The organism is Rhizobium sp. HT1-10, from assembly GCF_049472505.1.
Classification (GTDB): Bacteria; Pseudomonadota; Alphaproteobacteria; order Rhizobiales; family Rhizobiaceae; genus Rhizobium.
Genome location: NZ_JBCEBQ010000012.1, coordinates 1 through 25,325, shown reverse-complemented (window position 1 = coordinate 25,325; position 25,325 = coordinate 1). Strand labels below are relative to the sequence as shown.

The following is a 25,325-nucleotide window of genomic DNA, read 5'->3' as shown; positions in this document are numbered from 1 at the left end:
AGGCTGCCAAAGATAACTAGGCAGCCAACGGCCCTAGGGCTCAGTTAGCCTTGGCGCCGATCTCCTTGTCCCAGCGGGAGAGCAAGGCCTTGCGGACAGTCGGATCGCCATATTTGGCGAAGTCGTAATCGATGAGCTTGATGTCCTCGAACTTCGGCGCTTCCTTCGGCACCTCGGCAGACTTGTTGGATGGAAGTTGATAGGACTTGCCGTCCTTCATGTGCGATTGAGCTTCTGCCGACAGCGCCCAGTCATACCACTTCTTGGCATTTTCCAGGTTCCTCGCGCCCTTTACGATTGACATCGAGCCGATTTCGTAACCCGTGCCCTCGCAGGGCGCGACCGTCTTGATTGGAAAGCCTTCGACCGTTTGGGCTACCGCATCGTGCATAAATACGATGCCAATCGTCGCTTCACCGCGTGCGGCAGACTTGACGGGAGCCGAGCCGGATTTCGTGTACTGGGAAATGTTGGCGTTCAGCTTGGTGAGATAGTCGAAGGCCTTTTCCTCGCCCATGATCTGCACGACCGTGGCAAGGGTGTTGTACGATGTCCCCGACGAGTTTGGATTGGCGATCTGGATTTCACCCTTGTAGGAGGGATCGAGAAGATCGGCCCAGCATTTCGGTTCCTTCAGGCCTTTCTTCTTCAAGAGTTCCGTATTGTAACCCCAGCCAAGTGCCCCGGCGTAAACGCCGACCGTACGGAACTTGGAGGTTTCTGCCTGCTTCTTGGCCCAATCCTGAAGTTGATCGAACAGTGGTGATTTGTATTCCTGCGTCAAACCTTCGGCGGCGGCCTGAAGATGCGGATCGCCTGTCCCCGCCCACCAGATATCAGTCTTCGGATTACGGGCTTCGGCGCGGATTTTCGCATAGGTCTCGCCTGCGGAGAGGCGGACCATGTTTACCTTGATGTCTGACTGCTTCTCGAACAGGCTCTTCATGACGTCGCAAACCTCGGGGTCGGCCGAGCAGATCATGTTGAGGTCGCCTGCCGCATGGGCCGAATAGGCGCAAAGGGACACACTCGCGGCAAGCAATGCCGCGGCCAATTTGATGGATCGCATAGTTTCCTCCGTTAAGACGACGCCTCCACGCCGGTCGCTTTTTGCAAGCGTGTGCAAATGCTGCCTGCGAATGGTAAGCCTGTCAATACGTTTGTCATAAAAATGTCACTGAGTTCGACAAGGTGCTCCTTGCACGGGTTTGCAAAAAGGCGCATGGATCTGAGCAAAGCACAGGGAGCCGGGCGCGTGTCTCAAAAACTCTTCGTCAGCGCGGATGAGGTCGCCAAGCGGGCAGGGGTGTCGCGCTCGGCCGTGTCGAGGGCCTTTACACCTGGCGCGTCCGTGTCGGCATCGACCCGTCAAAAGGTGGTCCAGGCTGCCGAAGAACTCGGCTATCATGTCAATCATCTGGCCCGCGGCCTGATGCGCAACGAAAGCGGGATTGTTTGCCTCATCGTCTCCGATGTCGCGACACCCTATCGGTCGGCACTTTTGCGAGAGCTTACGTTACAGCTCCAGTCGGCAGGCAAGGTGGCCATGCTCGTCAATACGGACCGATCGGACGGCAGCGTCGATCGCGCCCTGCAACAGGCCATCCGTTATCGAGCCGATGCTTCGATCATCATGTCCGGTCTACCCGACAAGTCGATAGCCCAACTCTGTCTGCGCAGCGGGCAAAGGCTTGTGCTGATCAATCGCGACGACGACCAGCCCGGCCCATTGCGGATCAATCTCGATGATACCGAAGCGGCTCAAAGGGTCGTGACCGCATTCTTGCGGGCGGGATGCCGACGGCTTGCATTTGCCAATTCCGACGCGGGCACGCCAAGTCTGATGGCGCGTGAGATGGGTTTCGTTGCCGCAGCGAAGGCGCAGGGGTCGGATGTCACCGTGGAACGCTACGGTTCCACCGGATATGAGTCCGGCAAGGTGCTGGCTCAACGATTGCTCACCAGAAGCGAACGTCCCGACGCCGTGTTTTGCGCGACGGATCTTTTGGCCTGCGGGTTCATGGATGCTGCCCGTCATCAGTTTTCGATCTCGGTCCCTGAGAGCCTCAGTATTGTTGGCTTCGACGATATCGAACAGGCGTCCTGGTCTTCCTACGAGCTGACCACATTTGCGCAGCCAGTGGCGGCCATTGCGAACGAGGCCGTCCAATGGCTGTCGGCGGAGCCATCAGGCGACCTCGATCAGACATCAAAGCGACTGCATGCCGAATTAGTGTGGAGGGGATCAGTCCGAGCGGGTTAGTGGGTCCAGGCGCTCCCTTAAAAAACTGGGCGGGCAAACGATCGAGCGCGGTCAACTATCTGTGTAAGCGAGATAAATCTGAATATATGACAGTTTTGTGACAACGGCGCTTGCTTTGTCTCTGCGGGTCAGAAACCATAGGCGGCTATAGAAAGCCAATTGGGAAAGCCTTTGGATGTTCCCTGTTTGGGTTTCTCGGAAGAGGACTAGAATGGCATTTCTTTTCGGTCTCCTTGCTCTTGCCAGGCATATCGCGCTCCTGCTTTGGAGGACGCGCATGGTGCAGACTGGTATCCAGCGAGCGTTTGCGGGTTACCCGGTCCTTAAGGGCAAGGGCGAGCTCCTTGTGAGCCGCATCACGCGATCTGAGGAACAGCATCGGGCGGACGCCAATGCCTAAGAAGGAGCCACGCACCTTTTTGCGAAAACTTGCTGATGAAGCAGGCACGCTCTTCCAAGGTCGGAATATCGAGCAATACGCCGCCATCTGCTATCGGCGTATGCCGGGGACTGGAGAGATCGAGGTTCTCCTGATCTCGACGCGCGGCAGTGGCCGTTGGGTCATTCCGAAGGGATGGGCCATGTCGAACAAGCAACCGCATCAGGTCGCCGAACGCGAGGCCTGGGAGGAGGCGGGCATCAGAGGGAAGGCGAAGAAAAAGGCCTACGGATATTATACCTACCTGAAGACGCTTGACACGGGTGCGAAGGTGCTGTCGGTCGTGCAGGTGCATCTGCTCGAGGTCTCGGATGTTGCTGTCGAGTTTCCGGAACGCGGGCAACGCGGCACAATGTGGCTGTCGCCGCTTGACGCGGCCCTGCAGATCAGGGAGCCCGAGTTGCGATCGCTTTTGACCGGCGCGGAAACAGCCCTCGGCAAACGTCCGAAAAAATTGGCCAGGTACTATATGAAAGTTCCATAAATAAGCGTTACGCCCCAATACCGGTTGCTTTCGTTGAACAGGCGCTTCGATGCGTGAGTGGTCGAAGGTTCCGATCCTTTCAAGGCGGCCACCTCGAAGGAAGGCAGAACCTTGCTCGTAGTCTAGCAGACGGACCTCTCCGGTCGAACACCCGAGGATCGTCGTCGGTGGCATACCGGCCAGCGGGTATGTTTAAAAGTCCTGTCGACATCGCTACCACTTTCTTCGGCCACTGGACGGCCAATCGCATAGAGGACTCCCTTGCGATGCTGTGAGATGACGTCCTATACGACAACATGCCGCTGCCCAAAATCACGGGCCGAGACAATGTGCAGAAGTTCCATCAGGACTTTGGAGTGGGAACGGCCTTCAAGGTAGATTGGACTGTCACGAACATTGCAGCATCGGGAAACGTTGTTCTCAACGAGCGCATCGATGTTTTTTCCCATAAAAGTGGCGGGACGATCACGTTGCCGGTCATGGGTACGGTTACAGTTGAGAATGGGGTGATCACTATCTGGCGTGATTATTTCGATCTGGGCGATTTCGAGAGGCAGGTTTCAGTTCTAAAGGGATAGACAGATTGCACCGGGCTCGATGAGCTTTGCTGCTCGGCTCACTCTTGCACGTTGAGGGGTTACTGTTTGTTAACCATGACCTGCCAATCTCATTATCTCGACGTGGTTCTCCTCCCTCCTTCGTCGATAAAAAACCTGGGCCGCGAGACACTGTCTCCGGCCCTTTTTTCGCGCACTCTATGACGTTTCGCGGCGCAATGAGTTCTGCCGCATCAGAGAAGTCCTCAGCTCCGTATGCGCCCTCATTCATGAAAGCCGGTTAGGACGACCTTCCCAAATAATCCGCCGGCCTCCATCCGACGATGGGCGTCCGATGTCGCCGCGATCGGATATACCGCGCCAATAACCGGCTTTAGCACGTGGCCAAGCCTCGGAAGTACTTGCTCTCTGAACCGGCGGATCATCGCTCTCTTCTCTGGCCGTGACCTGGATTTCATGACAGTTCCAATCAGCCGCAGGTGGTTGTGAAGAATGATGTCGAGAGGAATGATGGCATTGTCGTCACCTGCCAGCAGGCCGACCTGGACAAGCCTACCGCCGGGCGCAAGACTGCGGATGTTTCGGGAAAGGTAGGACCCGCCCACGAAATCGATGATTAAATCTACACCTCGCGATGCCGTCGCATCGACGACCTCCGCCTCAAAGTCCATCCGCTTATAATCATAAACAGCATTGGCGCCCAGAGAGCGGACGTATTCGATATTATCTGCGGATGCAGTAGCCAGCACGGTTGCTCCCGCCGCTTTCGCAAGCTGGACGGCCGCCGTTCCGATGCCCCCTGCAGCGGCTTGTATAAGAACAGTTTCGCCCTTTGCGACTTCTCCGAGATGTGCAAGTGCCTCCCAGCCCGTAACGAAGCTTTCCATGACCGCGGCAGCCTCGATGAAGGACAGACCGGTCGGAATGGCTGCAGCCATTCCGCTGTCAAGCCGGGCGAATTGGGCATAAGCACCTCCGCCCACGATGCCCATGACACGTTCACCGACTGAAAAACCGGCCGCGGCGTCCCCCACGGCAATGATTTCGCCAGCGGCTTCAAGTCCAAGAATGGGACTATCGCCGTAAGTTTGTGAGCCATAGACGCCTTCGCGCTGAAGCAGGTCGGCGCGGTTAACACCAGCCGCCATCACTTTGATCAAAAGGTCGCCAGGACGAATCTCAGGTAGAGGGGCTTCGGCAACCCGCAGAACATCCGCGCTTCCGAAGTCGTCGAATATGATCGCTTTCATTACCGCAAATCCTTATTTCGAAAGCGCCCGGCGGGCGATACTGGCAGCAAATAGCGGTGTCTCCCGCCTGTTGTGGTCGCCGCCTGCGGCTTGACGGGCTCCCGCTGCATCCTCAAACTTGACACTATGGTCTTCGAGGAAGGCCATGAAGGCATCCGTCGGATGTGCGGTCACCTTGTTGGTGTAACGAGTGCGGCCACCATCAATCTTCTCGGCGGTTAATTCCCAGACGACATTGACCTGGGTGCGGCCATTGGCCGTAAACACATCTGAGATAGAGTTCATGCGGCAGTAGGCGGGCTCGGCAATCTCGGCCACGTAGTGCTGCACGACGAGGCCTGAGCCAATCTGCTCGACATTGATAGACATGCGACGACCGTCATCGGTCCATGTGACACCGGCAGCGACGTGATCCGGTGGGCAGCAACGAAGGTATTCAGCTTCGGGCAGATTGAAGAGCCAGTCGGCAATGTCGATCCTTTCGAGTGGAACGTCGATCTCCGCAGAATAGGCAGATTGAGAAAGAATTGTATCGAGGACCTTGACCATTGTAGTGTTCCTTCTGTTTGTTGGCGAACGCCTGTTGACGAGAAGGAAAGTGCTCCGAATGCCTGCAAATGATAACGATCTCAATGGTCGAAACGGTTTTGCGTCGTAGGCAAAGATGAGAGACCCACGCTTCGCCGAACATCTCGCAGTTTACGTCGACGTCGTCCGCACCGGAAGCTTTTCAGCGGCATCTCGGCGGCGGGCTGTCACCCCTTCGACCGTTGTTCGACAGATCGATGCGCTCGAGCAGGATCTCGGTGTTTCTCTTCTGGTGCGATCGACACGGGCACTGTCACTGACGGACGCCGGTCGTCACCTGTTTGAGCGCGCCCAGCGCTTGCTCGACGATCTGGCTGACACGCATGCCGAGGTCGCTGCCTTTGACAATGTGATCGGCGGTACGTTGCGTATCGCCTGCTACCCGACTTTCGGAAAGCGGTACGTCATCCCTGTGGTGGCATTGCTTGCACAACAGTATCCGAACTTGAACGTCGAGCTGGATCTAACTGAGCGTCTGGCCGACCCAGTCGCAGAGCGCCTTGATTTGGTGGTAAGAATGGGAGACCTGCAGGACAGCTCGCTAATCGCAACGAAATTGGCACCTCTCGATCGCATCGTCGTGGCGAGCCAAGCATATCTTGAGCAATATGGCGTCCCGGAAAGCGCTGACGCCCTTCGCCACCATCGCGTCCTTGATAAGCTACATGGCAACGATCTCCTTGGTTGGTCAGCTATTCTGGGTTCCCCGATAGGGGGGTCGAGCGAGCGTGTTGTATTCCGGTCCGACGATTTCGAAGCGTTGAATGGAGCTGCGATCGCCGGCATGGGGATAGCGTTCCTGCCGAGCTGGGTCTCTGGGCCTTCCGTCCAGGCGGCTGAACTTGTCCGAGTTGTGCTGCCGGACGAGGGGTGGAACCAGAGACCATCCGGAATTTTCCTTCTCCGTGCGCTGCAAGCGCCATCGGCCAAGATCAGGGCCTTTACGGAAGCACTTAAAATTTATATTGGGGCTCCGCCGCGCTGGAGTTGAGCGGCGTAGACGGAAATGCTCGCCCTTTCGTGGTTCGGATCAAGGCAGCGGCCGATCATCGCGGATACTGAGTTTGCTTTGTTTCAAGGCGGACCGTTCAGCCAGATTACCCACCGCGTGTAAGCACTGATGACACCAAACCAAACGCTTGTTTGCTCCGACGTCGGAAGGTGCGGTCATGACGACACTTTCTCAGCGTCTTTGATCTTACCGGCCCCTTCTCTTCCGCCGACGGCTGCCCACCACAGCCTGCACCTGCTGTATGCCTTGCTTTTTAGGCTTCACATCAGTTCGATATCACTCAAGAAGCGAACGACGCCTGCGTGGAGGTATTCAGGCGACGGGATCGCAAGTAATGAGTTCAGTGAAGTGGTCTCACAGCCCGAGGGCACCAGTTCCGCCATCCTGCGTTCCCCTTCGTGTAAAGCGTTAGCCAGCAGGTAAGCCAAGTCTTCATCCATGTCGGCGTGAGCGAGTATCACCGACCAACTGCCCACTGAGATGATGGGAACCGACTGACCATGGTAGGTATTTGCCGGGACCTCCATTTGTTTCAGGAAGGTGTGCTTTCGGACAATCCCTTCTATTTCTTCAGAAGACGGGACAAGGAAGCGAGCACCTCCGGGGGATTGGGCAAGGTCGGTAAACGCGGGCCAACCCAACCCGCCGCCCCACAATGCTGCTGCTTGATCGTTGTCCAACATAGCTCTCGCTTCATCGTCTCGAGCGATGAAGATTGCTTCGAAATCCCGGTTGAGGTCGAGGCCCATACCGTCCAAGATATAGCGAGCCTGAACCCCAAGGCTCGATCCCGGCGCACCGAAGATAACCGGCTTGCCGATCAAGTCCGACACAGTGTTCGCTCGCGAGCGTCCAGGGACCACGAACATTCCGGCCGATGAGTACATTGCAGAAATCACTCGAAGGCTCGCGGGCGTACGACCGATGCCAGTCAGTGCTTCAAATGCTGCCTCGCCGCCGACCAGACCAAGCTGGATGGAGCCATCTTCGAGAAGCGGTATGTTTTCCAAGCTACCCCGCGTAAATTTTGGTATCACGGTTAGGCTTGGAGAAAACTCGTGTATGGTCGTCGCAACCGCGTCGCCGTAGGGTATAAAGCCTCCGCCGGGCGGGGAGGTGCCGAGTATCAGTGGCTGCTTAAAGTTTTCCGTTGCGGCTCTGGGGCTTGCTGAGCGGGCGCGATCTAGATGAGCCGAGGGTGTAGTTGTCATTGCCTGTGTCCACCTGTCAGGTTGGCATTTTTCGCCGTCTACGCAGGAGCGTACATTACCGAGATCGATCCGATGCCTTCGCACGAGCCGGTTAGATTATCCCCCGGTCTCACAGCGCTGACGCCAGCAGGCGTGCCCGTCATGATCAGGTCGCCTGGCGCAATTGTGACGAAGCGGGAGAGGTATGCGATCGCCTCGGGGACTTGCCAGATCATTTGAGACAGATCGCCTGTCTGCTGCACCTTGCCGTTCACAGTGGCTTCGATTTGCCCTTGCGAGGGATGACCAATCGCCGAAGATGGGGCAATTTCGCTGATGGGACAGGACTGGTCGAAAGCTTTGCCGAACTCCCAGGGCCGACCGGCTGCTTTTGCTTGGCTTTGCAGATCGCGACGGGTCATATCGAATCCGACCGCGTATCCAAAGACGTGGTCAAGTGCGGTTTCAGCGGGAATGTTCCTCCCGCCAGTTCCTATTGCCACGACCAGTTCGACCTCATGATGAAGGTCGGTTGTCTCCGGAGGAAAGGGCAGCACACCGCCTTCGTTCACGGCATCGGCGGGCTTGGCGAAAAGGAACGGTGGTTCCCGATCGGGGTCGTGGCCCATTTCCCTGGCGTGGGCGGCGTAGTTTCTGCCGACACACCAGATACGTCGGACCGGGAAAAAGCTTTGCTCGCCGAGGACTTTGACGACCGGCTGAGGGGAGGGCTGAATAGCGAACTGCACTGATAACTCCTGTCTTAACCAATTTGCAAATTGGTTACGACATCGCTCGCGACTGGTCAACCCGGAAGTGTCGACTTTTGTCGGCGATCTGATACGAAACGAATATGGCAAGAGACGAAAAAACAATGGCCGTGGTCACCTTGTTGCAAGGGTATCTGGCTAATGCAGACCTTACCCAGGACGGCCGGCTGCCAGCTGAACGTGTCCTAGCGGAAACGCTCGCAGTCTCGCGTCCGGAAATCAGAAAAGCGTTGGATGTTCTGGAGGGTACAGGACAAGTCTGGCGACACGTCGGTAAAGGAACGTTCTTGGGCCCACGGCCTGTCGCTTCCGTCGACACCGTTCTGGAAATAGCAAAACAGACTGACATCTCGGCTGTGATGGAAGCTCGCATCAAACTGGAGCCAACTCTTGCGGGTATGGCGGCCAAAAACGCGACAACCGCTCAGATCGACGCAATGAGCCGGTTAACTCAACAAAGCTGGACACCCGATATGTCCTGGCGGGCGTTCGAGGGTCTCGATGCGAACTTGCACCGGATGATCGCAACGGCTGCCGGCAACACGGTACTTCTACATCTGTTTGACGAATTGTCGGTGATACGGCGCGCCGTCACCTGGGCGAGAACACGCTCTGATCCAAGCGGTCCGCCGCAGTCGCACCACTCGTTTTATGATCATATCCGTATCGTTGAAGCTATTTCTGGCCGAAACGCCGACGATGCGGAAAGGTACATGACTGAGCATTTATCCGCAGTGCGTGTGCGGTTTTAGCGATCCGATTTAGATTAGTGAGCTCGGAATGCGTTGTTGGCGAGATGGTTGCATTTCGACCAGAGCGGACGGCTGACGCTCAAAATGCAGTTAGGTTTTATATGCTGCACGGGCGTGAATCACCGACAGTGGGGACGCGTTTAGCGCCTTTATATGCGAGCCAAAGTAATTCGCGGATATCTTCATCGTCTCGAACGGCCTTCCGGCGATTTGCCTTGCCGCATCCGCTCACTAAGCGATCTACACGAGAGAACTTTTCAGTTTCCCTGGAATAAACGCGGCTGCGTGATGTCTACACCGGAAGAACGCTTGGAATTCGCTGACAAGGAACGCGGACATGACATTTCGTCTGACAAAACTGCTTCTCGCCACCGCTTGCGCGGCCGGTATCTCGGCACCTGCCTGGGCTCACGCTCATCTTGAAACATCGCTGCCGGCTTCCGGCACGACCGTGTCGTCGCCCTCGGTCTTGTCTGTCGACATGTCTGAAGCTCTCGAACCCTCGTTTTCCGCGATCTCGGTCACCGATAGTACAGGCGCGCCAGTCACGGTCGGCGATCCGCAGGTCGGCGGCGAGCGCGGGCGGCAGCTCTCTGCGACCGTGCCCAAGCCCCTCAAGGCGGGCCTCTATCACGTGGAATGGCGTGTTCTTTCCAAAGACGGACACAGGACTGCCGGCAAGTTTGACTTCACGGTTGCGCCATGACGCCGGAGAGCGCCATGGCTGCCAACCGCTTCCTGCACGACAGTTCGCTCGGGCTGTTGTGGGGCGGGCTGGGCTACGCGTCGTTTGTCGCCAGGGGTCCGCTCGCTGGCAGGCTCGTGCAACGGCTCGACCCCATGATGTCCGGTTGCGTCGTGGTAGCAGTCCTCACGACCGCCTCAGGCTTTCTGATCTCGGCGGCGAATGCAACCGACGCGTGGAGTTCCGTCTTTGATCCGGAGACGCTTCACCTCATGGCTGAAACGGACGTCGGGCAGGCCTTTGCTATCCAGGCAGTCACCGCCGTTGCTCTCGTCGTGTCGACGCTCTTGAAGGCCTACCGGACATCAGTCGCCGTGACCGGTCTCATGCTTAGCGAACTCGCGCTAAGCGGGCATGCCACGGAAGGCTCGGGCCTCGCGGGGTTGGGCCATCAGGCAACAGACATCGTGCATGTGCTGTCGGGAACGGCATGGCTTGGGGCGCTGGTTCCATTCGTCATTGTCCTTCGTTTGTCTTCCGTCCTCGATCTTCAGACACCTGCCATCGAATCCTTGAAGCGGTTTTCCCTGGCAGGGCACGTCGCGGTCGCACTTGTCCTCGTCAGCGGACTGATTAACGTCTGGCTCGTTCACGGGCGGATTTGGCCAGACCTCTCTTCGAGATACGACCGGGAGCTTCTCCTCAAGATGCTGGCTGTCGGTCTGATGGTGATCCTCGCCATCGTCAACAGATACGTCTTCGTGCCGATGTTCGGCAGGGATGCCGCCCGTGCGCGAACCTGCCTGCTGTACGGGAGCCTGACTGAGATCTTCCTCGGCTTTGTCGCGCTCGGTCTGGTCGCCTCGTTCGGTCTGCAGGATCCAGTCTGAGAAATTATCGGCGTCTCCTGGAATAAATCGTTCCGGCCAATGTCTACGGAAGCCGTTGCCGATGCTGTTGAGGCCGGACGGGTTGAGCTTGGCGTCGTCGAGGGCGCGGTCGATCGCCCTGCTTTGTCTTCACGCACCATTGCCACGGACGAGATGATCATTGTTGTCTCACCTACCCATCCTTGGGTCGGAAGAAGGAATCTCGGAAAGGCAGATTTCGTTGAGGCGGAATGGGTGCTGCGTGAGCCAGGATCAGGCACGCGTCTTGCTTTTGAAGCGATGATCGCGAAAGAGAGGTTGAAGCTTTGGACATTAAACGTAGCAATCGTCCTCCCCGGCAATGAAGCTGTACTGGGCGCTGTCGAAGCGGGAATGGGAGCCACACTGACCTCTCGGAGTGCCGCCCAGACCCAGCTTGCCAGTGGACTGCTGGTCGAGGCGAGCTATCCACCTCTGCCACGCCCGTTCCTTCTCCTACGCCACAAGGAACGCTATCGCTCTAAGGCGGCCAATGCGTTTGAAGCGCAGCTGGAGGGATAACTCAAGCCCTCTTCGCACTTCAGGTGACGTGCCTGCCTCCATGCAACTTTCAAGCTGCCGCCTTCATTTCGTTCAATCGAAAACAGCGAATGAAACGTCCTGAACTATGTGTTGGACGGGTGGCAGGTAAGCGTATTTCCTCTCTTCAACGATTTGGAGAAACGCCATGCAACGGATTATCGCCTTCAAGAAGCCTCTCACGCTGCCCACAGTTCCCGTACAAGGCAGCGTTGTCCGTAACTTTACACCCAATTGGTTTGCGACAACGATGGGGACGGGCATCCTGTCGGTGGCTTTGGCACAGTTTCCCAGCCATCCATGGCTATTTGCGCTCGGGCAGGCGCTCTGGCTGTTCAACATAATTCTCTTTGCCACTTGCACGGCACTCTACGCCGCGCGCTGGGGGCTTTACTTCCACGAGGCAAGGCGGGTGTTCTCGCATTCGCTTGTTTCTATGTTCTTCGGCTGCATCCCGATGGGACTGGCCACGATCATCAACGGCTTTCTGATCTACGGCGTTCCGCATGTTGGTGAAACAGCGGTCTTCATCGCATCAGCGCTTTGGTGGCTCGACGTTGTATTGTCACTCGCCTGCGGCCTCGTAATCCCCTTCATGATGTTCACGAGACAGTCTCACTCTATCGACCAGATGACCGCAGTCTGGCTGTTGCCAATCGTCGCAAGAGTGGCTGCCGTCAGCGGTGGTCTGCTTTTGCCCCATATCGCTGAAGTTCAAACGCAATTAACGGTACTGATGGCCAGCCTTGTTCTATGGGCCTGCTCGGTCCCACTCGCTATGAGCGTCCTTGTGATCCTTTTCTTACGCATGGCCGTTCACAAGCTTCCGCATGTCAACATGGCCGCCTCAACCTGGTTGGCGCTTGGACCAATAGGAACTGGTGCACTCGGCCTTTTCGTCATGAGCCAGAATGGGCCCGCCGTTCTGTCGGCCAACGGTCTCGGCGGCGTTGCTCCAGCATTTGGCGGTGCGAGCTTTCTCGGTGGGATCCTCCTGTGGGGCTATGGCATTTGGTGGCTGGCGACTGCGATCATGGTCACCCTGCGTTACCTCCGTGAGGGCCTGCCGTTCAACATTGGTTGGTGGGGCTACACCTTCCCACTTGGCGTGTTTGCCGTCGCCACTCTTCGCCTTTCCACCATGGTGCCGATGTCGTCTGTCGCAGTCTTTGGTGCGGTTCTTGTCATTGCCCTCGCTTGCCTATGGCTGCTGGTTGCCAGCAAGACAATCGAGGGTGCTTTGAACCGCAAGCTTTTCGTCTCGCCGTGTCTCAAGCCAGATTGACGACTAGAACGATCTGGCATTTACCGCCAACCATCCAGGAATTTGCGGCGGGAACCTCATCTCGAGGATTAAGGTGCAAGCCCTCTTGCCAGCCTTGCCGAAGGGCTCTGACCCGAAGAGCTTGCAGAATGCCATTCAGATATCGCCGATTACCGTGCGCGGGCGGGGACTTCCTCCCCTGTTCGGTGGGCAACAGTCCCGTGTGGACAAATTTAGTCACGAGTTAATTTATCTACATGTCCTGTCAGTGGATACTGATAGAATGCATAGTTCAACTTCACTGTTGGAAAGTTGAGCCACTTTTGTTCCGATCTCACGGAAACCCCACGCTTGGTAAAATGCAAGAGCAGCGTGGTTTTCTCTATAAACACTAACATAGACGCTCTTGTGGCCGGCTTCAGTCGCGAGCCGCAAAGCTTCTGATAAAAGTCTTCCGCCTATCCCTCTGCGTGCATGATGCCTACGCACGTAGAGGGTAGCGACCTCAGCAGGCCCAAACCGTTGCTCCACATTGGATGAGCCGCTTGTGAGCTTGGCGTAACCAAGTATCAAATCGGCGTCGCACGAAACCAACACTTCGGTGGCGCTACACTCCAAATACCTTCGAAATGCAGCCGGTGAGTAACGCGTGAGCAAGTGATCGGCATAGGCTTTTAGGATGCCGTCTTTTGCATACGTGTCTAGCCATACTTCGGTTGCTAGAACGGATAAAATTTTGGTGTCTTGGGTTTCGGCTTTACGTACAGTAATGGTCACGGCTTATCCTCGGTTTCATCCGTCAGCAGTTCAATAAGCGCGGAAAGTACAAGTTTGTCAGCTAAGCAGATGGCGATTCTCCGCGTAGCAAGGGCGCGCTTGGCGCTTCGGTGCGCTGCCAAATGTCTAAAAAGCATTGTATGGGGCAGTCCACAGGTTTTCCGCCAGTTGTTTCAACTGTAGCTCAAACGTAGAAGCTGGCGGATATGCAAGCATATCTATGGACGTCGTTTTTTGCGGGCTGTAAGCCATTTGGACAAGGAACTATCCCAAGTCGTCTGTGCTCTGAGTTGGAAGGGGTTACCGGCTTCAGAGAGCCTACTGGATGCCCAATTGTTGTCTGTACCCAAATCATGGCGAGTTAGCCGACCATAAGGCCGGTTATAGCGACAGACTGAACTGATGGGGTTGCATCGCTGTCTCAGCTGAATGCGTCGTCCACATTGAAGGCTCGTCCCGCGGAGCTCCATCATGCGGCGACCGATGTCGACCGCGAAGACAACCATGCACCCGGCAGCAGCGCCTCAACGACTTTACGCTTGACGCCCTAGCTGCGATTAGACAACCCCATCAGTTCAAACTGTCAACCACCGGATAGTAGACCCGCCGCACCCGTTTGAAGTGGGTGTTTAACGTTAAGCGCACATTTGGTTTCAAGAGCTGAAGATGGTGCATTCCGGCAGGCGGCATCGGTTGAGATGCGCCGGCCGGAAAAATTGGTTCACGGTAAGCCGGTTTCAGATGGGGGGCCGCGGTGCACGACTGGCGTATACTGACGTTGATCAAGGGCCCACCGTGCAATCTCGTCCTTTCGCGCAAACCACACATCGTCGTGGCTTTTTGCGTAGGTGAGGAAGCGATCAAGCGCGCGGATTCGATTTGCATGACCGCTCAGTCGGTCGTGCATACCTATCACCATCAGTCGGCGTCTGGTTGCACCTTCTTCATAAAGCTGGTCGAACTCGTCTTGCAGGGCCTGCTCGTGCGCGTGGGGGTCGTAGCCTTGGAACGGGAAGTTCATGTCGTTCATATGCAGCGTATATGGCACCATGGCAAAGTCCCGACCGCGTACCGGGATGATAAACGGTTCGTCCCGGCTTGGCTCATCGATGCTATATAGAAAGCCGAGATCTTGCAAAGTTTCCGATATGTGGATGGAATTGCGCATGAAATATGCGTTCCAGCCGACAGGCTGCTCTCCCGTAATACGCTTGATGGTATCGACCGATTCCTTGATAAATGCCTTTTCCTGCTCTTGTGGCAGATCATAGGATGCGGTCCAGGTCGGGCCATGTGCACCTGCCTCGTGACCCCGTCTGACGATCTCGCGCGCAAGATCCGGGTTCTGTTCGATCGCTTTGCCGATCATAAACGATGTCACTTTGATGTCGTGCTTGTCGAACAGATCTAACGCGCGTGGGATGCCCTCATTGACGCCATAGGCGAAAAACGCGTTCGTCGCGTGATCCGGAACGCCAGGCTTGATCGGTTCAGGCAGCGCGCCGCCCGCCCCGGAAATGGGCTGACCAGTCCCCTCAAACATCAGGGAAATGCTGACCGCCAATCTAGCGCCGTTCGGCCAGAAGGGACCGGTCTTTCTATCTGGCGCATTGATCGCGGCTGCTGCTGCGCCGCCTGTTTTGGCTTTAGCGGGAAGTGCCTGCGAGACGAGTGCCCCTGTTGCGGCAACCCCAACGAAGTTACGCCGAGTCAATTCCAGTTTGGATGACATTTCTATTTCCTTGTTTGTCCTGTCTTGCGATCGCCGTTGGAGCCGGCGGCTGGCAAATACCAGCCGCCAAAACACTTACGCGATTGACCGAACGACGCCGCCGTCGACGCGCAACGCCGAGCCATTTGTTGCCGAGGCCTGCTGCGAGCAGACGTAAACGACCATGTTGGCGATTTCTTCGGTCGTGGAAAAGCGGCCCAGAAGCGACGTCGGCCGGTTCTGCTCGAGAAAGCTTTTTTCAACCGCTTCGATTGACTGGCCGGTCTGCTGGGCAATACCTTCCAGAACACTACCAAAACCTTCAGACCGTGTCGGTCCTGGCAGAACAGAGTTGACCGTGACGCCGGACTTGGCTGCCAGTTCCGCGACACCACGCGATACCGCGAGCTGGGCGGCCTTCGTCATGCCGTAATCGATCATTTCCTTCGGCGGGTTCAGTGCAGACTCGCTGCTGATAAAGACGACGCGCCCCCATCCCCGTTCAGTCATGCCCGGCAGATAATGCTTGGTAAGCCGCACGCCGCTCATGACATTGACCTGATACATGAAGAGCCAGTCCTCGTCTGTCAGATCATTAAAGGACTTGAACAGGGCGGCCCCAACGCTGTTGACAAGGATGTCGGCTTCCGGTGCCGCCGCAACCAGCTTGGCGGCGCCTTCAGCAGTTGACATGTCAGAGGCAACGCCAGACAGGATCGCCGTTGGGACTGCCTGTCGGATGGTTTGGATAGCTTTTTGTACGCGCTCTTCCGTGCGGCCATTGACAACCACTTCAGCGCCCGCCGCAGCAAGTCCTGTCGCGATTGCCAGACCAATGCCTGCGGTCGAGCCGCTAACGATTGCGCGTTTTCCAGATAGGTCGATTTTCATTTGCATCTCCTGTTGTCGTCTATTCGATACGGCTGAAGATATGATGGCACGACACCAGGCAGTAGACGTCCAACAGTCCTTGCAGTCGTTCCGGTAAGTCTCTAATGGAGGGGGCCAGGAGAGTAATTTGGCATCGGATCGTCTCGGGAGTATTGTCGCACTTGTGCGTGTCGCTGAGCTCGGCGGCTTTGCCGCTGCTGGTCGAGATCTAACAGTGTGCGGAAAAAGGCCCTTGCTCCGAGCGTATTGCCGTGATTCCATGCCTGTGGGATTGGTCGGCAGGAGCATGACATGCGCGGCAGTGATATCCAGACGGCAGGTCTGTTTTCTTATGTGAGCTGAGATGCCCGCGTTCCGACAGGCCATCCACTGCGGGCGATCCGTGCCATCGTGGACGAGGCGCTGGAAGTTCTGTCTCCGGATTTTGAGGCGATGTATTCAGCGATCGGCCGCCCTTCGATCCCGCCGGAGAAGCTCCTGCGCGCCCTGCTGTTGCAGGCCTTTTACACAATCCTCTCGGAGCGCCAGCTCGTGGAGCAAATGGACTATAATCTGCTATTCCGCTGGTTCGTCGGCTTGTCGATGGACGCGCCGATCTGGGACGTCACCGTGTTCACCAAGAACCGTGAGCGTCTCTTGGCAGGCGACATAGCAGCCAAGGTCCTGGCCGCCTTGCTGCGTCAGCCGCGGGTTAAGGCTCTCTTGTCAGACGAGCACTTCTCGGTGGACGGAACCTTGATCGAAGCCTGGGCGAGCATGAAGAGCTTCAAGCCCAAGGACGACGCAGATGGTGGCGACACTGACGGCAGCGGCTCTGGCGCTGAAGGGAAACAGCCGCCAAAGGCCACGGGACGCAACCCCGAGCGCGATTTCCACGGTGAGAAGCGGAGCAACGCAACCCACGCCTCGACCACCGACCCGGCTGCCAGGCTTTACAAGAAGGCCCGTGGTCAGGCGGCCAAGCTTTGCCATATGGGCGACGTCACAATGGAAACCGCAACGGCCTAGTGGTAGACGCCACCCTGACACATGCGACCGGAACCGCGGAGCGCGAGGCAGGACTGGATATGCTGGGCCGCATGGATGGGCGCCATCGAATCACATTGGCTGCAGACAAAGCTTACGATACGGCCGACTTTGCCGCCGCCTTGCGGGACATCAAAGTGACACCACACATCGCCCAGAACACGACGAACCGACGCTCTGCCATCTACGGTCGCACCACCCATTACTCCGGCTACGCCGTCAGTCAGCGCATCCGCAAACGCATCGAAGAGGTATTCGGCTGGACCAAGACCAGCGGCGGAATGCGCAAGACCCGCCATCGCGGAAAGGACCGCGACGGCTGGATGTTTACCCTGACAGCCACCGCTTATAATCTGGTGAGACTTCCAAAGCTGCTGAAGACGGCATAATCGCGCTCGGAATCTGCCGAAATAAGGCGGATTACGACAAAATAGCCAAAAACGCCGGTAAAAAAGCCTCATCACGGCTCGTCTTCGAGCCGTCTAGCGAGGATCGGTGGAAAAATTAGCCCTATTTCCGCCCTGCTAAATGTTTCTCCATCAGCAGTCAGCAAGAGCGTCGCGAGGCTCGAGGAACGGCTGCAACTTCGGCTTTTTCACCGGACCACGCGATCTCTTACAATGATCGAAGATGGGAAGCTCTTTTTCGAGCGGTTCAGCACGATTTTGACGGATCTCGATCGGGGCTGAAGACGACATGCGCGTACGGGCCGCTCGTCCAATTGGCATCCTGCGTATTGAAATGCCGACGGCGCTTGGAAGCGCTCAAAATTTTTCCTGCCTTGGGGCAACTCACATCGATCTATCCCGACTGAGCATCGCTGCGACCTTCGCTGACACTGTCACCGACCCGATTGCGGCTGCGATTGACGCCGTCGTGCGTATTGGAGAACCGCGCGACGAACGATTGATCGCAAAGTGTGTCTGAACCGTTCGATACATCGTGTGCGCCTCCCCTTCATATCTCGCAGCTTACGGAAAGCCGACAACCATCGAAGACCTCGATAACCACAAGTGCGCGAGACGAGCTTCGCACTACGGCCCTGAATTTGCGCCCTGGCGTTTTTCTCGACCGGAGACAGGGGAGCCGTTTGAACGTTCTGTGCAGGGAACCTTGAGCTTCGATAGTCCGATGCGATGGTTGACACCGGACTGTCCGGTGCAGGCCTTGTTGCAGCTCCATACTTATATGGCTGAACCTCACATTAAGTCCGGCGCTCTCGTCGAGGTGTTACCAGCATTTGCCGCAGATGGTCCTCCGATATCGGTGCTTTTTCCATCAAGCAGGAGCCTTGCGCCCAAAGTGCGGGCCTTTATCGACTCGTGACCAAGATTCTGTGAGACTGGACGTCCTCGGATCCGTCGATACTTGATCTAAATTGCGTTACACATCATCCGTTATCTCGCTTGGAAAATCATTTTCGAGACATGCGGGGCTAACAATTCAGATTGCATCAAGCGCAACCAAGGAATTTTAGCCCGAGTTGGCAGGGATTAACCTTTACCACGACCAACCTCGTTGAGAGCTCATGTGGGCAAAAGGATAGCAAGTAAACTCTCGAAAGCAGGTTAAGCCGTCGGTCGAGATACGGAATCGCTTTTTTTTGCGAGTATATTCATTAACTTTGCGTCGCCCCTTTTAACGCGCTGCCGCTGCATCATGATCGGCCGATAGGAGCGATAGAGGATCATCGTGATCAGCAGCCCAATATAGATATACTGCTCGAGCGACAGCACCTTGGTCGACAGGGCGAARTGCAGGGCGSCGCAGGCGGCRACGATGTAGACGAGMCGRTGCAGCCAGATCCAGTTCTTGCCCATCTGRCGGATCGAGTAYCKGTTCGAGGTGACGGCGAGGGCGGTCAGCATCACCAGCCCTGCCAYGCCGAACATGATGAAGGGTCGCTTCAGGATGTCGCCAAGGATGGCGTCGAGCATCAGCGCCTGGTCGAGGATGGCGTAAACCARGAAATGCATCAGCACATAGTAGAAACAGAGCAGCCCCAGGGCGCGGCGATAGCGCAGCCAGTTCCAGCCGACGAGGTCGCGSAGAGGCGTGATGGCGAGCGACAGCAGCAGGAAGCGGAWGGCCCACAGCCCSAGGAAAAGCTCGAATGTCTTGGTTGGATCGGCGCCRAGATTGCCWGTGGCGCCGAGGTAGAAGGTATAGGCGGCGGGAGCGAGGCCCACGATATAGAGCAGCCAGACGGAAGCTGGCTGGAAGCGTTTCGGCAGCGCCARCGACATTGCCATCAGTAGTTCGCCTTCAGATCCATGCCGGTGTARAGGCTCGCCACCTGATCGGCATAGCCGTTGAAGGGCAGGGTGGGGYGGCGGCTCGAGGAGAAGAAGCCACCTTCGCCGATTCTCCGTTCGGTCGCCTGGCTCCAGCGGGGATGGTCGACGGCCGGGTTGACGTTGGCGTAGAAGCCGTATTCGCCCGAATTGGCCACCCTCCAGGTATTCTCCGGCTGCTTGTCGGTCAGGGTGATGCGAACGATCGACTTGATGCCCTTGAAGCCGTATTTCCAAGGGACCACCAGGCGGATCGGGGCGCCGTTCTGGTTGGGCAGCGTTTCGCCATAGAGGCCGACGGCAAGCAGGGTTAGAGGATTGCGTGCCTCGTCCAGCCTGAGGCCTTCGACATAGGGCCAGTTCAGCGACTGGAAGCTGCCGGATTGCCCAGGCATTTCGGAGGGGCGGACGACGGTCTCGAAAGCGACGTATTTGGCGCTACCCAGCGGCTCGACCATATCGAGCAGCTTCGACAGCTGGAAACCGTCCCAGGGGATGACCATCGACCAGGCCTCGACGCAGCGCATGCGGTAAACGCGCTCTTCCGGCGGAAAGGCCTTGATCAGCGCGTCGATGTCGAAGGTCTGTGGCTTGCCGACCATGCCGTCGACCTTGATTGTCCAGGGCCTGGGCTTGAATTGCCCCGAGTTGGCGGCAGGGTCGGCCTTGTCGAGGCCGAATTCGTAGAAGTTGTTGTAGGTCGTGACATCCTTCAGCGGCGTCAGCTTTTCGTCTACCTTGTAGTCCGTTTTCGTCGCAGACAGTGCTTCCGCCATGGCGCTCTGTCCGGCAGTCATTGCCAGGCCGGCGCCGGCAGCAGCCGTCAGGAAGGCGCGGCGTCCGAGGTAGATCGACCGGGGCGTGATCTCCGAACTGGCGATCTTTGGGGGCTGGTAAGCGGCCATGATGAATTCCTCGCTCTGATGTAGGCGTTGCTACTCGTCATACGCAGCGGATCGCCTTTTAGTTACAAGTAAATCACGAATTTTCGGGCCAAGAAGGCAAATTTTTGTGTTCTACCGTGAACGCCGGTCCAATCCTCGTACCAGGCCTCGTGCCTCGCCATTTTACGCGCCAAGTTCCTCGCGGTTTGCGACGCGGCTGGCTCTAGCCCTTGCGCCGTACCGGATTCGGCTTACCTGATAGTGACAGCTCGCAGCGATTGATTTAGGACAATTCCAAAAAGCAGGGGCATTTGCCCGTCCCTGGCGGAATGGGTCCGCCGCAGGCATTTTCCATAGCTGCAGGACGTCGAGGATAACACCATGCCAGCCTACCGTTCGAGAACCACCACCCACGGCCGCAACATGGCCGGTGCCCGCGGCCTATGGCGCGCCACCGGTATGAAGGACAGCGATTTCGGCAAGCCCATCATTGCCGTGGTCAATTCCTTCACGCAGTTCGTTCCGGGCCATGTGCACCTTAAGGATCTGGGCCAGCTGGTGGCTCGCGAAATCGAGGCAGCCGGCGGCGTCGCCAAGGAATTCAACACGATCGCCGTCGACGACGGCATCGCCATGGGCCATGACGGCATGCTCTATTCGCTGCCCTCGCGCGAGATCATCGCCGATTCCGTCGAGTACATGGTCAACGCCCATTGCGCAGACGCCATGGTCTGCATCTCCAACTGCGACAAGATCACGCCCGGCATGCTGAATGCCGCCATGCGGCTCAACATTCCGGTTGTCTTCGTCTCCGGTGGTCCGATGGAAGCCGGCAAGGTGGTCATGCACGGAAAGACCGTCGCGCTCGATCTGGTCGACGCGATGGTTGCCGCCGCCGACGAGAAATATTCCGACGAGGACGTCAAGGTCATCGAGCGTTCCGCCTGTCCGACCTGCGGCTCCTGCTCTGGCATGTTTACCGCCAATTCGATGAACTGCCTGACCGAGGCTCTGGGCCTTTCTTTGCCCGGAAATGGCTCCACGCTTGCCACACATTCTGACCGCAAGCGGCTGTTCGTCGAAGCCGGACACCTGATCGTCGATCTCGCCCGCCGCTACTATGAGCAGGAGGACGAGGGCGTCTTGCCGCGCAACATCGCCACCAAGGAAGCTTTCGAAAACGCCATGACGCTCGATATTGCCATGGGCGGTTCGACCAACACAGTTCTGCACATCCTGGCAGCTGCCTATGAAGGCGGCGTGGATTTCACCCTGGACGACATCGACCGGCTGTCGCGTCGCGTGCCCTGCCTCTCCAAGGTGGCGCCTGCCAAGCAGGACGTGCACATGGAAGACGTGCACCGGGCCGGCGGCATCATGCGAATTCTCGGCGAACTGGAGCGCGGTGGGCTGCTCAACACCGAATGCAAGACCGTGCATGAGGCAACGCTCGGCGATGCCATCAACCGCTGGGATATCACCCGCACCAATTCCGAGACTGTGCGGACCTTTTTCAAGGCGGCACCGGGTGGCGTGCCCACGCAGGTCGCTTTCTCGCAGTCTTCGCGCTGGGACGATCTCGATACCGACAGCGAAAGCGGTGTCATCCGTTCGGTCGAAAAGCCCTTCTCCAAGGATGGCGGTCTGGCGGTTCTCTACGGCAACATCGCGCTCGACGGCTGCATCGTGAAGACGGCCGGTGTCGACGAATCGATCCTGAAGTTCAGCGGTCCGGCCCGTGTCTTCGAGAGCCAGGATTCTTCCGTCAAGGCCATCCTCAGCAATGAGGTGAAGGCCGGCGATGTCGTGGTCATCCGTTATGAAGGCCCGAAAGGCGGGCCCGGCATGCAGGAGATGTTGTATCCGACGAGCTACCTGAAGTCGAAGGGCCTCGGCAAGGCCTGTGCACTGATCACCGATGGCCGCTTTTCTGGCGGCACCTCGGGCCTGTCGATCGGCCATGCCTCACCCGAAGCGGCCAATGGCGGCGCGATCGGTCTGGTGCGCGAAGGCGACCTGATCGAGATCGACATCCCGAACCGCACGATCAACCTGAAGGTCACGGACGCGGAACTGGCCGCTCGTCGGACCGAGCAGGACAAGATCGGCTGGAAGCCGGCGGAACATCGCAAGCGCAACGTCACCACCGCGCTCAAGGCCTACGCTGCATTTGCCTCCAGCGCCGACAAGGGTGCTGTTCGTATCCTGCCCGAATAGGCGGCTCTCGCTATCGCGAGCGAAAAGGCGGCATTCGTGCCGCCTTTTGGCGTTTTGGGCGCTGTCTACAGCGGTTGGAGCATTGGAAAGGGGCGTGCGCGGTATGTACCTGCATTCGTGTAAACGCTACAAGCAACAGCTAAGAATAGCATCGACGAAGATTATGACCTCCCGACAACTTCGAGTTTCTTGCCTTACTCTAGGTAGAGCAGTTAGGAATTCATAACCATTTGATCCGTAACACGGGGGTGAAGATGAAACGTGCTACTATTCTGTCGACTATTCTCATGCTGGCGCTGGTTAACGTTGCTTCCGCGAGCAACTATGCATTTCGTCTTTACAATCGTGCTGAAGGTTACACAATCAACGGTTTCTACACCTTCCAGAATGGACGCTGGAGCGACAACTGGCTGCGCGGTCGCATCAGACCCGGCCAGAAAGTCGACATGGATTGGTTCAGCAACGAAGGCAGTTGCGTTGTTCCCTTCCGTGTCAGTTGGGACAACTATGGCGCCGAAGATTTCAAGATCGACTGGTGCAAGGGCGTCAGCAACATCTACATGAAAGACAAGGGCTTCGCTTGGGACTGACCCTGTCAGAGCGGTTTCGGTAGCGTCTTGGCCGAAGTTTCCAGCTGCTTCTGGCGTTCGTCGTAGGACGTCTTCAGGCAGGCCGCATCGGCGCCGCAGGCCTGGCGTCTTTTCAGCCATGCAGTCTGCTCGTCCTGCAGGGTGCCGCGCGAACCCATCGCCATGAGACCGGTGAGCAACTCGAAGGTCGTCGCCATCTTGACGTCGGCATCGTTCAGCGAGCGGGTGTCGCAGATCAACTTTTCATCCGGCAGCAGCGTCTTGCTATCGCAATCGAAGCTGGCGGCATGGGCTGCGCCAACGGGCGCCGTCAGCGGCACGAAGCCGAGAAGCGCCAGTCCCAGCATCGAGCTGGCAGAACGGCGAGCAGTCTTCGGTTGCAGGTAACCCATCTTTTGACTCCAATTTCATAGCTTTGTTACGATCCGCTTGCGCGGCGCCTTAAACGAGAATCGCTAGCGAAGCGCGCCTCGTGCATCCATAATTCATTCGAAGCCGGTTTGTTCAACCTCCGCCGGGTGCATTCCCTCTGATGCCTTGATCTTCCATGATTGCGCCCTCTTTCCTTTCTAGCGTTCGACGCTACAACGTTGCTCCCACGGATACTTCACAAAGGGTTCATGCATGCCAGCCTCGCTCAAACGCGCCTCGCTCCCGATCCTCGCGCTTCTTCTTACGCTTCCGGGGCCGGTCTTGGCCGAGACGGCCAAAGCCCTGCCGCAGAGCCAGATGGAAATGCAGCTGTCCTTCGCGCCGCTGGTCAAGCAGACGGCCGGCTCGGTCGTCAACGTTTATGCCGAGCGCCTTGTGCATCAGCAGTCGCCGTTTTCCGGCGATCCGTTCTTCGAGCAGTTCTTTGGCCAGCGCATGCCGAACCGCACCGAAAAGCAGTCTTCGCTCGGCTCCGGTGTCATCGTCGAGGCCAATGGCACGATCATCACCAACAACCACGTGATCGAGGGCGCCGATGACATCAAGATCGCGCTTTCCGACGGCCGTGAGTTTCCGTGCAAGGTGGTGCTGAAGGACGAGCGCGTCGACCTCGCCGTGCTCCGCATCGACACCAAGGAACAGCTTCCCGTGCTGCCGATCGGCAACTCCGATTCGCTCGAGGTCGGGGATCTGGTTCTTGCCATCGGCAATCCCTTTGGGATCGGCCAGACGGTGACCAGCGGCATCGTCTCGGCGCTTGCCCGTAACCAGGTGAAGAACGAGGTCGGCTTCTTCATCCAGACCGATGCCGCCATCAACCCGGGCAACTCCGGCGGCGCGCTGATGAACATGAAAGGCCAGTTGATCGGCCTCAACACGGCGATCTTCTCGCAGAGCGGCGGCTCGAATGGCATCGGCTTTGCCATCCCCGCCAATCTGGTCCGCGTCTTCCTCGATGCCGCCGATCGCGGCGACAAGAGCTTTGAACGTCCCTATATCGGCGCGACATTCGAGCCGGTGACCTCCGAAGTCGCCGACGCGCTGGGACTGAAGCTGGTGCGCGGCGCGTTGATCACCAAGGTCGTGGACGGCGGACCTGCCGGCAAGGCCGGTCTCAAGGCGGGCGAGGTGGTCACCGCGCTGAACGGCGTCCCGGTCGAGCATCCCGATGCGCTCGGCTACCGCCTGACGACGGCGGGTCTCGGCGCGACGGTCTCGCTGACGGTGCTCGACAACGGCAAGGAGCGCCAGGCGTCGATGACGCTCGCCGGCGCGCCGGAGACCAAGCCGCGCGAGGAAAAGCTGATTGCCGGTAACAACCCCTTTGCCGGCGCCACTGTCGCCAATCTCTCGCCGAGGGTTGCCGACGAACTCCATATGCCGACCGATACCGCCGCCGGCGTCGTCGTGGAGAAGCTGAAGGACGGCTCGCCCGCCGCCCGCCTCGGCTTCGCGCCGAAGGATGTCATCATCTCGGTCAACGGCGCCGTGATCACCAATACGCAGAATCTCGAGGCGGTCGCCTCGAGCAATCCGGATATCTGGCGGGTGGAAATCGAGCGCGATGGTCAGCGCATCCGGCAATTCTTCCGATGAGCAACGACCTGTTTGCGCCCCGCATCCCGGAGGCGGTCGCCGGCAGGCGGCCGNTCGGCGATTTTCTCCGGCGTCGCCGATCTGAAGAAGATGTTCGAGACCGCGCGCATGCGCCGCATGGACGGTCGCCAGACTTTGCTCTTCGTCGACGAGATCCATCGCTTCAACCGCGCCCAGCAGGATATCTTCCTGCCGTCATGGAAGA

24 protein-coding genes and 3 pseudogenes are annotated in these 25,325 nt (G+C 57.8%); 16 read left to right on the top strand and 11 right to left on the bottom strand.

Translation table 11 applies throughout. The annotated features are described in order from the left end of the window. Positions 1-40: 40 nt before the first annotated feature. Positions 41-1,069, bottom strand: a complete 1,029-nt coding sequence (locus VH564_RS22680) for an ABC transporter substrate-binding protein (RefSeq protein WP_423342121.1) — start codon at positions 1,067-1,069, stop codon at positions 41-43. A gap of 186 nt (positions 1,070-1,255) precedes the next feature. On the opposite strand from VH564_RS22680, the gene VH564_RS22675 reads away from it, so the two are divergent. The 3 genes and pseudogenes from VH564_RS22675 to VH564_RS22665 form a co-directional block, all read left to right on the top strand. Beyond that, complete coding sequence (locus VH564_RS22675) at positions 1,256-2,263, top strand: LacI family DNA-binding transcriptional regulator (RefSeq protein ID WP_423342176.1); 1,008 nt, start codon at positions 1,256-1,258, stop codon at positions 2,261-2,263. Between the two features lie 392 nt (positions 2,264-2,655). After that, positions 2,656-3,186 carry an NUDIX hydrolase gene (locus VH564_RS22670; RefSeq protein ID WP_423342120.1) on the top strand — a complete coding sequence of 177 codons (531 nt, stop codon included), beginning with the start codon at positions 2,656-2,658 and terminating at the stop codon, positions 3,184-3,186. Between the two features lie 293 nt (positions 3,187-3,479). Continuing rightward, positions 3,480-3,764, top strand: a pseudogene (locus tag VH564_RS22665) (limonene-1,2-epoxide hydrolase family protein); the annotation flags it as partial. Between the two features lie 242 nt (positions 3,765-4,006). On the opposite strand, the gene VH564_RS22660 reads toward VH564_RS22665, so the two are convergent. Together VH564_RS22660 and VH564_RS22655 are read right to left on the bottom strand one after the other, a co-directional pair. Then, positions 4,007-4,993, bottom strand: coding sequence for an NAD(P)H-quinone oxidoreductase (locus tag VH564_RS22660; RefSeq protein ID WP_423342119.1), 987 nt, complete (start codon positions 4,991-4,993; stop codon positions 4,007-4,009). Between the two features lie 12 nt (positions 4,994-5,005). Then, entirely contained in the window at positions 5,006-5,542 is a 537-nt protein-coding gene (locus VH564_RS22655) for a hypothetical protein (protein WP_423342118.1), read from the bottom strand. 115 nt (positions 5,543-5,657) lie between these two features. On the opposite strand from VH564_RS22655, the gene VH564_RS22650 reads away from it, so the two are divergent. After that, positions 5,658-6,572: a LysR family transcriptional regulator gene (locus tag VH564_RS22650; protein WP_423342117.1), complete on the top strand. Its 915-nt coding sequence runs from the start codon at positions 5,658-5,660 to the stop codon at positions 6,570-6,572. Positions 6,573-6,853: 281 nt separating this feature from the next. Here VH564_RS22650 and VH564_RS22645 read toward each other — a convergent pair whose 3' ends face one another. Together VH564_RS22645 and VH564_RS22640 are read right to left on the bottom strand one after the other, a co-directional pair. Further along, positions 6,854-7,804: a TAXI family TRAP transporter solute-binding subunit gene (locus VH564_RS22645; RefSeq protein WP_423342116.1), complete on the bottom strand. Its 951-nt coding sequence runs from the start codon at positions 7,802-7,804 to the stop codon at positions 6,854-6,856. 38 nt (positions 7,805-7,842) lie between these two features. Continuing rightward, positions 7,843-8,532 carry a fumarylacetoacetate hydrolase family protein gene (locus VH564_RS22640; RefSeq protein ID WP_423342115.1) on the bottom strand — a complete coding sequence of 230 codons (690 nt, stop codon included), beginning with the start codon at positions 8,530-8,532 and terminating at the stop codon, positions 7,843-7,845. A gap of 104 nt (positions 8,533-8,636) precedes the next feature. On the opposite strand from VH564_RS22640, the gene VH564_RS22635 reads away from it, so the two are divergent. The 5 genes from VH564_RS22635 to VH564_RS22615 all read left to right on the top strand — a co-directional run bounded on the left by VH564_RS22635 (position 8,637) and on the right by VH564_RS22615 (position 12,723). After that, on the top strand, positions 8,637-9,305 hold the full coding sequence (locus tag VH564_RS22635; protein WP_423342114.1) for a FadR/GntR family transcriptional regulator: 669 nt from the start codon (positions 8,637-8,639) through the stop codon (positions 9,303-9,305). Positions 9,306-9,642: 337 nt separating this feature from the next. Next, complete coding sequence (copC, locus tag VH564_RS22630; RefSeq protein WP_423342113.1) at positions 9,643-10,011, top strand: copper homeostasis periplasmic binding protein CopC; 369 nt, start codon at positions 9,643-9,645, stop codon at positions 10,009-10,011. A gap of 14 nt (positions 10,012-10,025) precedes the next feature. Continuing rightward, entirely contained in the window at positions 10,026-10,880 is an 855-nt protein-coding gene (gene copD, locus VH564_RS22625) for a copper homeostasis membrane protein CopD (protein ID WP_423342112.1), read from the top strand. A 39-nt stretch (positions 10,881-10,919) separates the two neighbouring features. Then, complete coding sequence (locus VH564_RS22620; RefSeq protein WP_423342111.1) at positions 10,920-11,420, top strand: LysR substrate-binding domain-containing protein; 501 nt, start codon at positions 10,920-10,922, stop codon at positions 11,418-11,420. A gap of 166 nt (positions 11,421-11,586) precedes the next feature. Further along, complete coding sequence (locus VH564_RS22615) at positions 11,587-12,723, top strand: TDT family transporter (protein ID WP_423342110.1); 1,137 nt, start codon at positions 11,587-11,589, stop codon at positions 12,721-12,723. A gap of 228 nt (positions 12,724-12,951) precedes the next feature. Here VH564_RS22615 and VH564_RS22610 read toward each other — a convergent pair whose 3' ends face one another. The 3 genes from VH564_RS22610 to VH564_RS22600 all read right to left on the bottom strand — a co-directional run bounded on the left by VH564_RS22610 (position 12,952) and on the right by VH564_RS22600 (position 16,081). After that, positions 12,952-13,479, bottom strand: coding sequence for a GNAT family N-acetyltransferase (locus tag VH564_RS22610; RefSeq protein WP_423342109.1), 528 nt, complete (start codon positions 13,477-13,479; stop codon positions 12,952-12,954). A gap of 721 nt (positions 13,480-14,200) precedes the next feature. Continuing rightward, positions 14,201-15,211 carry a polysaccharide deacetylase family protein gene (locus VH564_RS22605; protein ID WP_423342108.1) on the bottom strand — a complete coding sequence of 337 codons (1,011 nt, stop codon included), beginning with the start codon at positions 15,209-15,211 and terminating at the stop codon, positions 14,201-14,203. A 75-nt stretch (positions 15,212-15,286) separates the two neighbouring features. Then, entirely contained in the window at positions 15,287-16,081 is a 795-nt protein-coding gene (locus VH564_RS22600) for an SDR family NAD(P)-dependent oxidoreductase (RefSeq protein ID WP_423342107.1), read from the bottom strand. Between the two features lie 291 nt (positions 16,082-16,372). Between VH564_RS22600 and VH564_RS22595 the strand changes: the two are divergent. From VH564_RS22595 to VH564_RS22585, 3 genes and pseudogenes are all read left to right on the top strand, one after another. Then, a pseudogene (locus tag VH564_RS22595) lies at positions 16,373-17,496 on the top strand (IS5 family transposase). A gap of 102 nt (positions 17,497-17,598) precedes the next feature. After that, complete coding sequence (locus VH564_RS22590) at positions 17,599-17,796, top strand: LysR family transcriptional regulator (RefSeq protein WP_423342175.1); 198 nt, start codon at positions 17,599-17,601, stop codon at positions 17,794-17,796. A gap of 253 nt (positions 17,797-18,049) precedes the next feature. Continuing rightward, positions 18,050-18,433, top strand: coding sequence for a LysR substrate-binding domain-containing protein (locus tag VH564_RS22585; RefSeq protein ID WP_423342106.1), 384 nt, complete (start codon positions 18,050-18,052; stop codon positions 18,431-18,433). 242 nt (positions 18,434-18,675) lie between these two features. On the opposite strand, the gene msrQ is transcribed toward VH564_RS22585, so the two are convergent. Then, positions 18,676-19,362, bottom strand: a complete 687-nt coding sequence (msrQ, locus tag VH564_RS22580) for a protein-methionine-sulfoxide reductase heme-binding subunit MsrQ (protein WP_423342174.1) — start codon at positions 19,360-19,362, stop codon at positions 18,676-18,678. Further along, positions 19,359-20,306: a protein-methionine-sulfoxide reductase catalytic subunit MsrP gene (gene msrP / locus VH564_RS22575; RefSeq protein WP_423342105.1), complete on the bottom strand. Its 948-nt coding sequence runs from the start codon at positions 20,304-20,306 to the stop codon at positions 19,359-19,361. The genes msrQ and msrP overlap by 4 nt, the downstream gene beginning before the upstream one ends. A gap of 360 nt (positions 20,307-20,666) precedes the next feature. Between msrP and ilvD the strand changes: the two genes are divergently transcribed. Both ilvD and VH564_RS22565 read left to right on the top strand, forming a co-directional pair. Then, entirely contained in the window at positions 20,667-22,502 is a 1,836-nt protein-coding gene (gene ilvD, locus VH564_RS22570; protein ID WP_423342104.1) for a dihydroxy-acid dehydratase, read from the top strand. Between the two features lie 254 nt (positions 22,503-22,756). Further along, on the top strand, positions 22,757-23,092 hold the full coding sequence (locus VH564_RS22565) for a hypothetical protein (RefSeq protein ID WP_423342103.1): 336 nt from the start codon (positions 22,757-22,759) through the stop codon (positions 23,090-23,092). 5 nt (positions 23,093-23,097) lie between these two features. On the opposite strand, the gene VH564_RS22560 is transcribed toward VH564_RS22565, so the two are convergent. Beyond that, the gene (locus VH564_RS22560; RefSeq protein WP_423342173.1) at positions 23,098-23,439 is read right to left on the bottom strand and encodes a lysozyme inhibitor LprI family protein; all 342 of its coding nucleotides are present in this window, start codon (positions 23,437-23,439) and stop codon (positions 23,098-23,100) included. A gap of 277 nt (positions 23,440-23,716) precedes the next feature. Between VH564_RS22560 and VH564_RS22555 the strand changes: the two genes are divergently transcribed. Both VH564_RS22555 and VH564_RS22550 read left to right on the top strand, forming a co-directional pair. Then, a complete protein-coding gene (locus VH564_RS22555) occupies positions 23,717-25,120 on the top strand; it encodes a DegQ family serine endoprotease (RefSeq protein ID WP_423342102.1) in 1,404 nt (467 codons plus the stop codon). Positions 25,121-25,174: 54 nt separating this feature from the next. Next, positions 25,175-25,325 (top strand): annotated as a pseudogene (locus VH564_RS22550) (replication-associated recombination protein A); the annotation flags it as partial.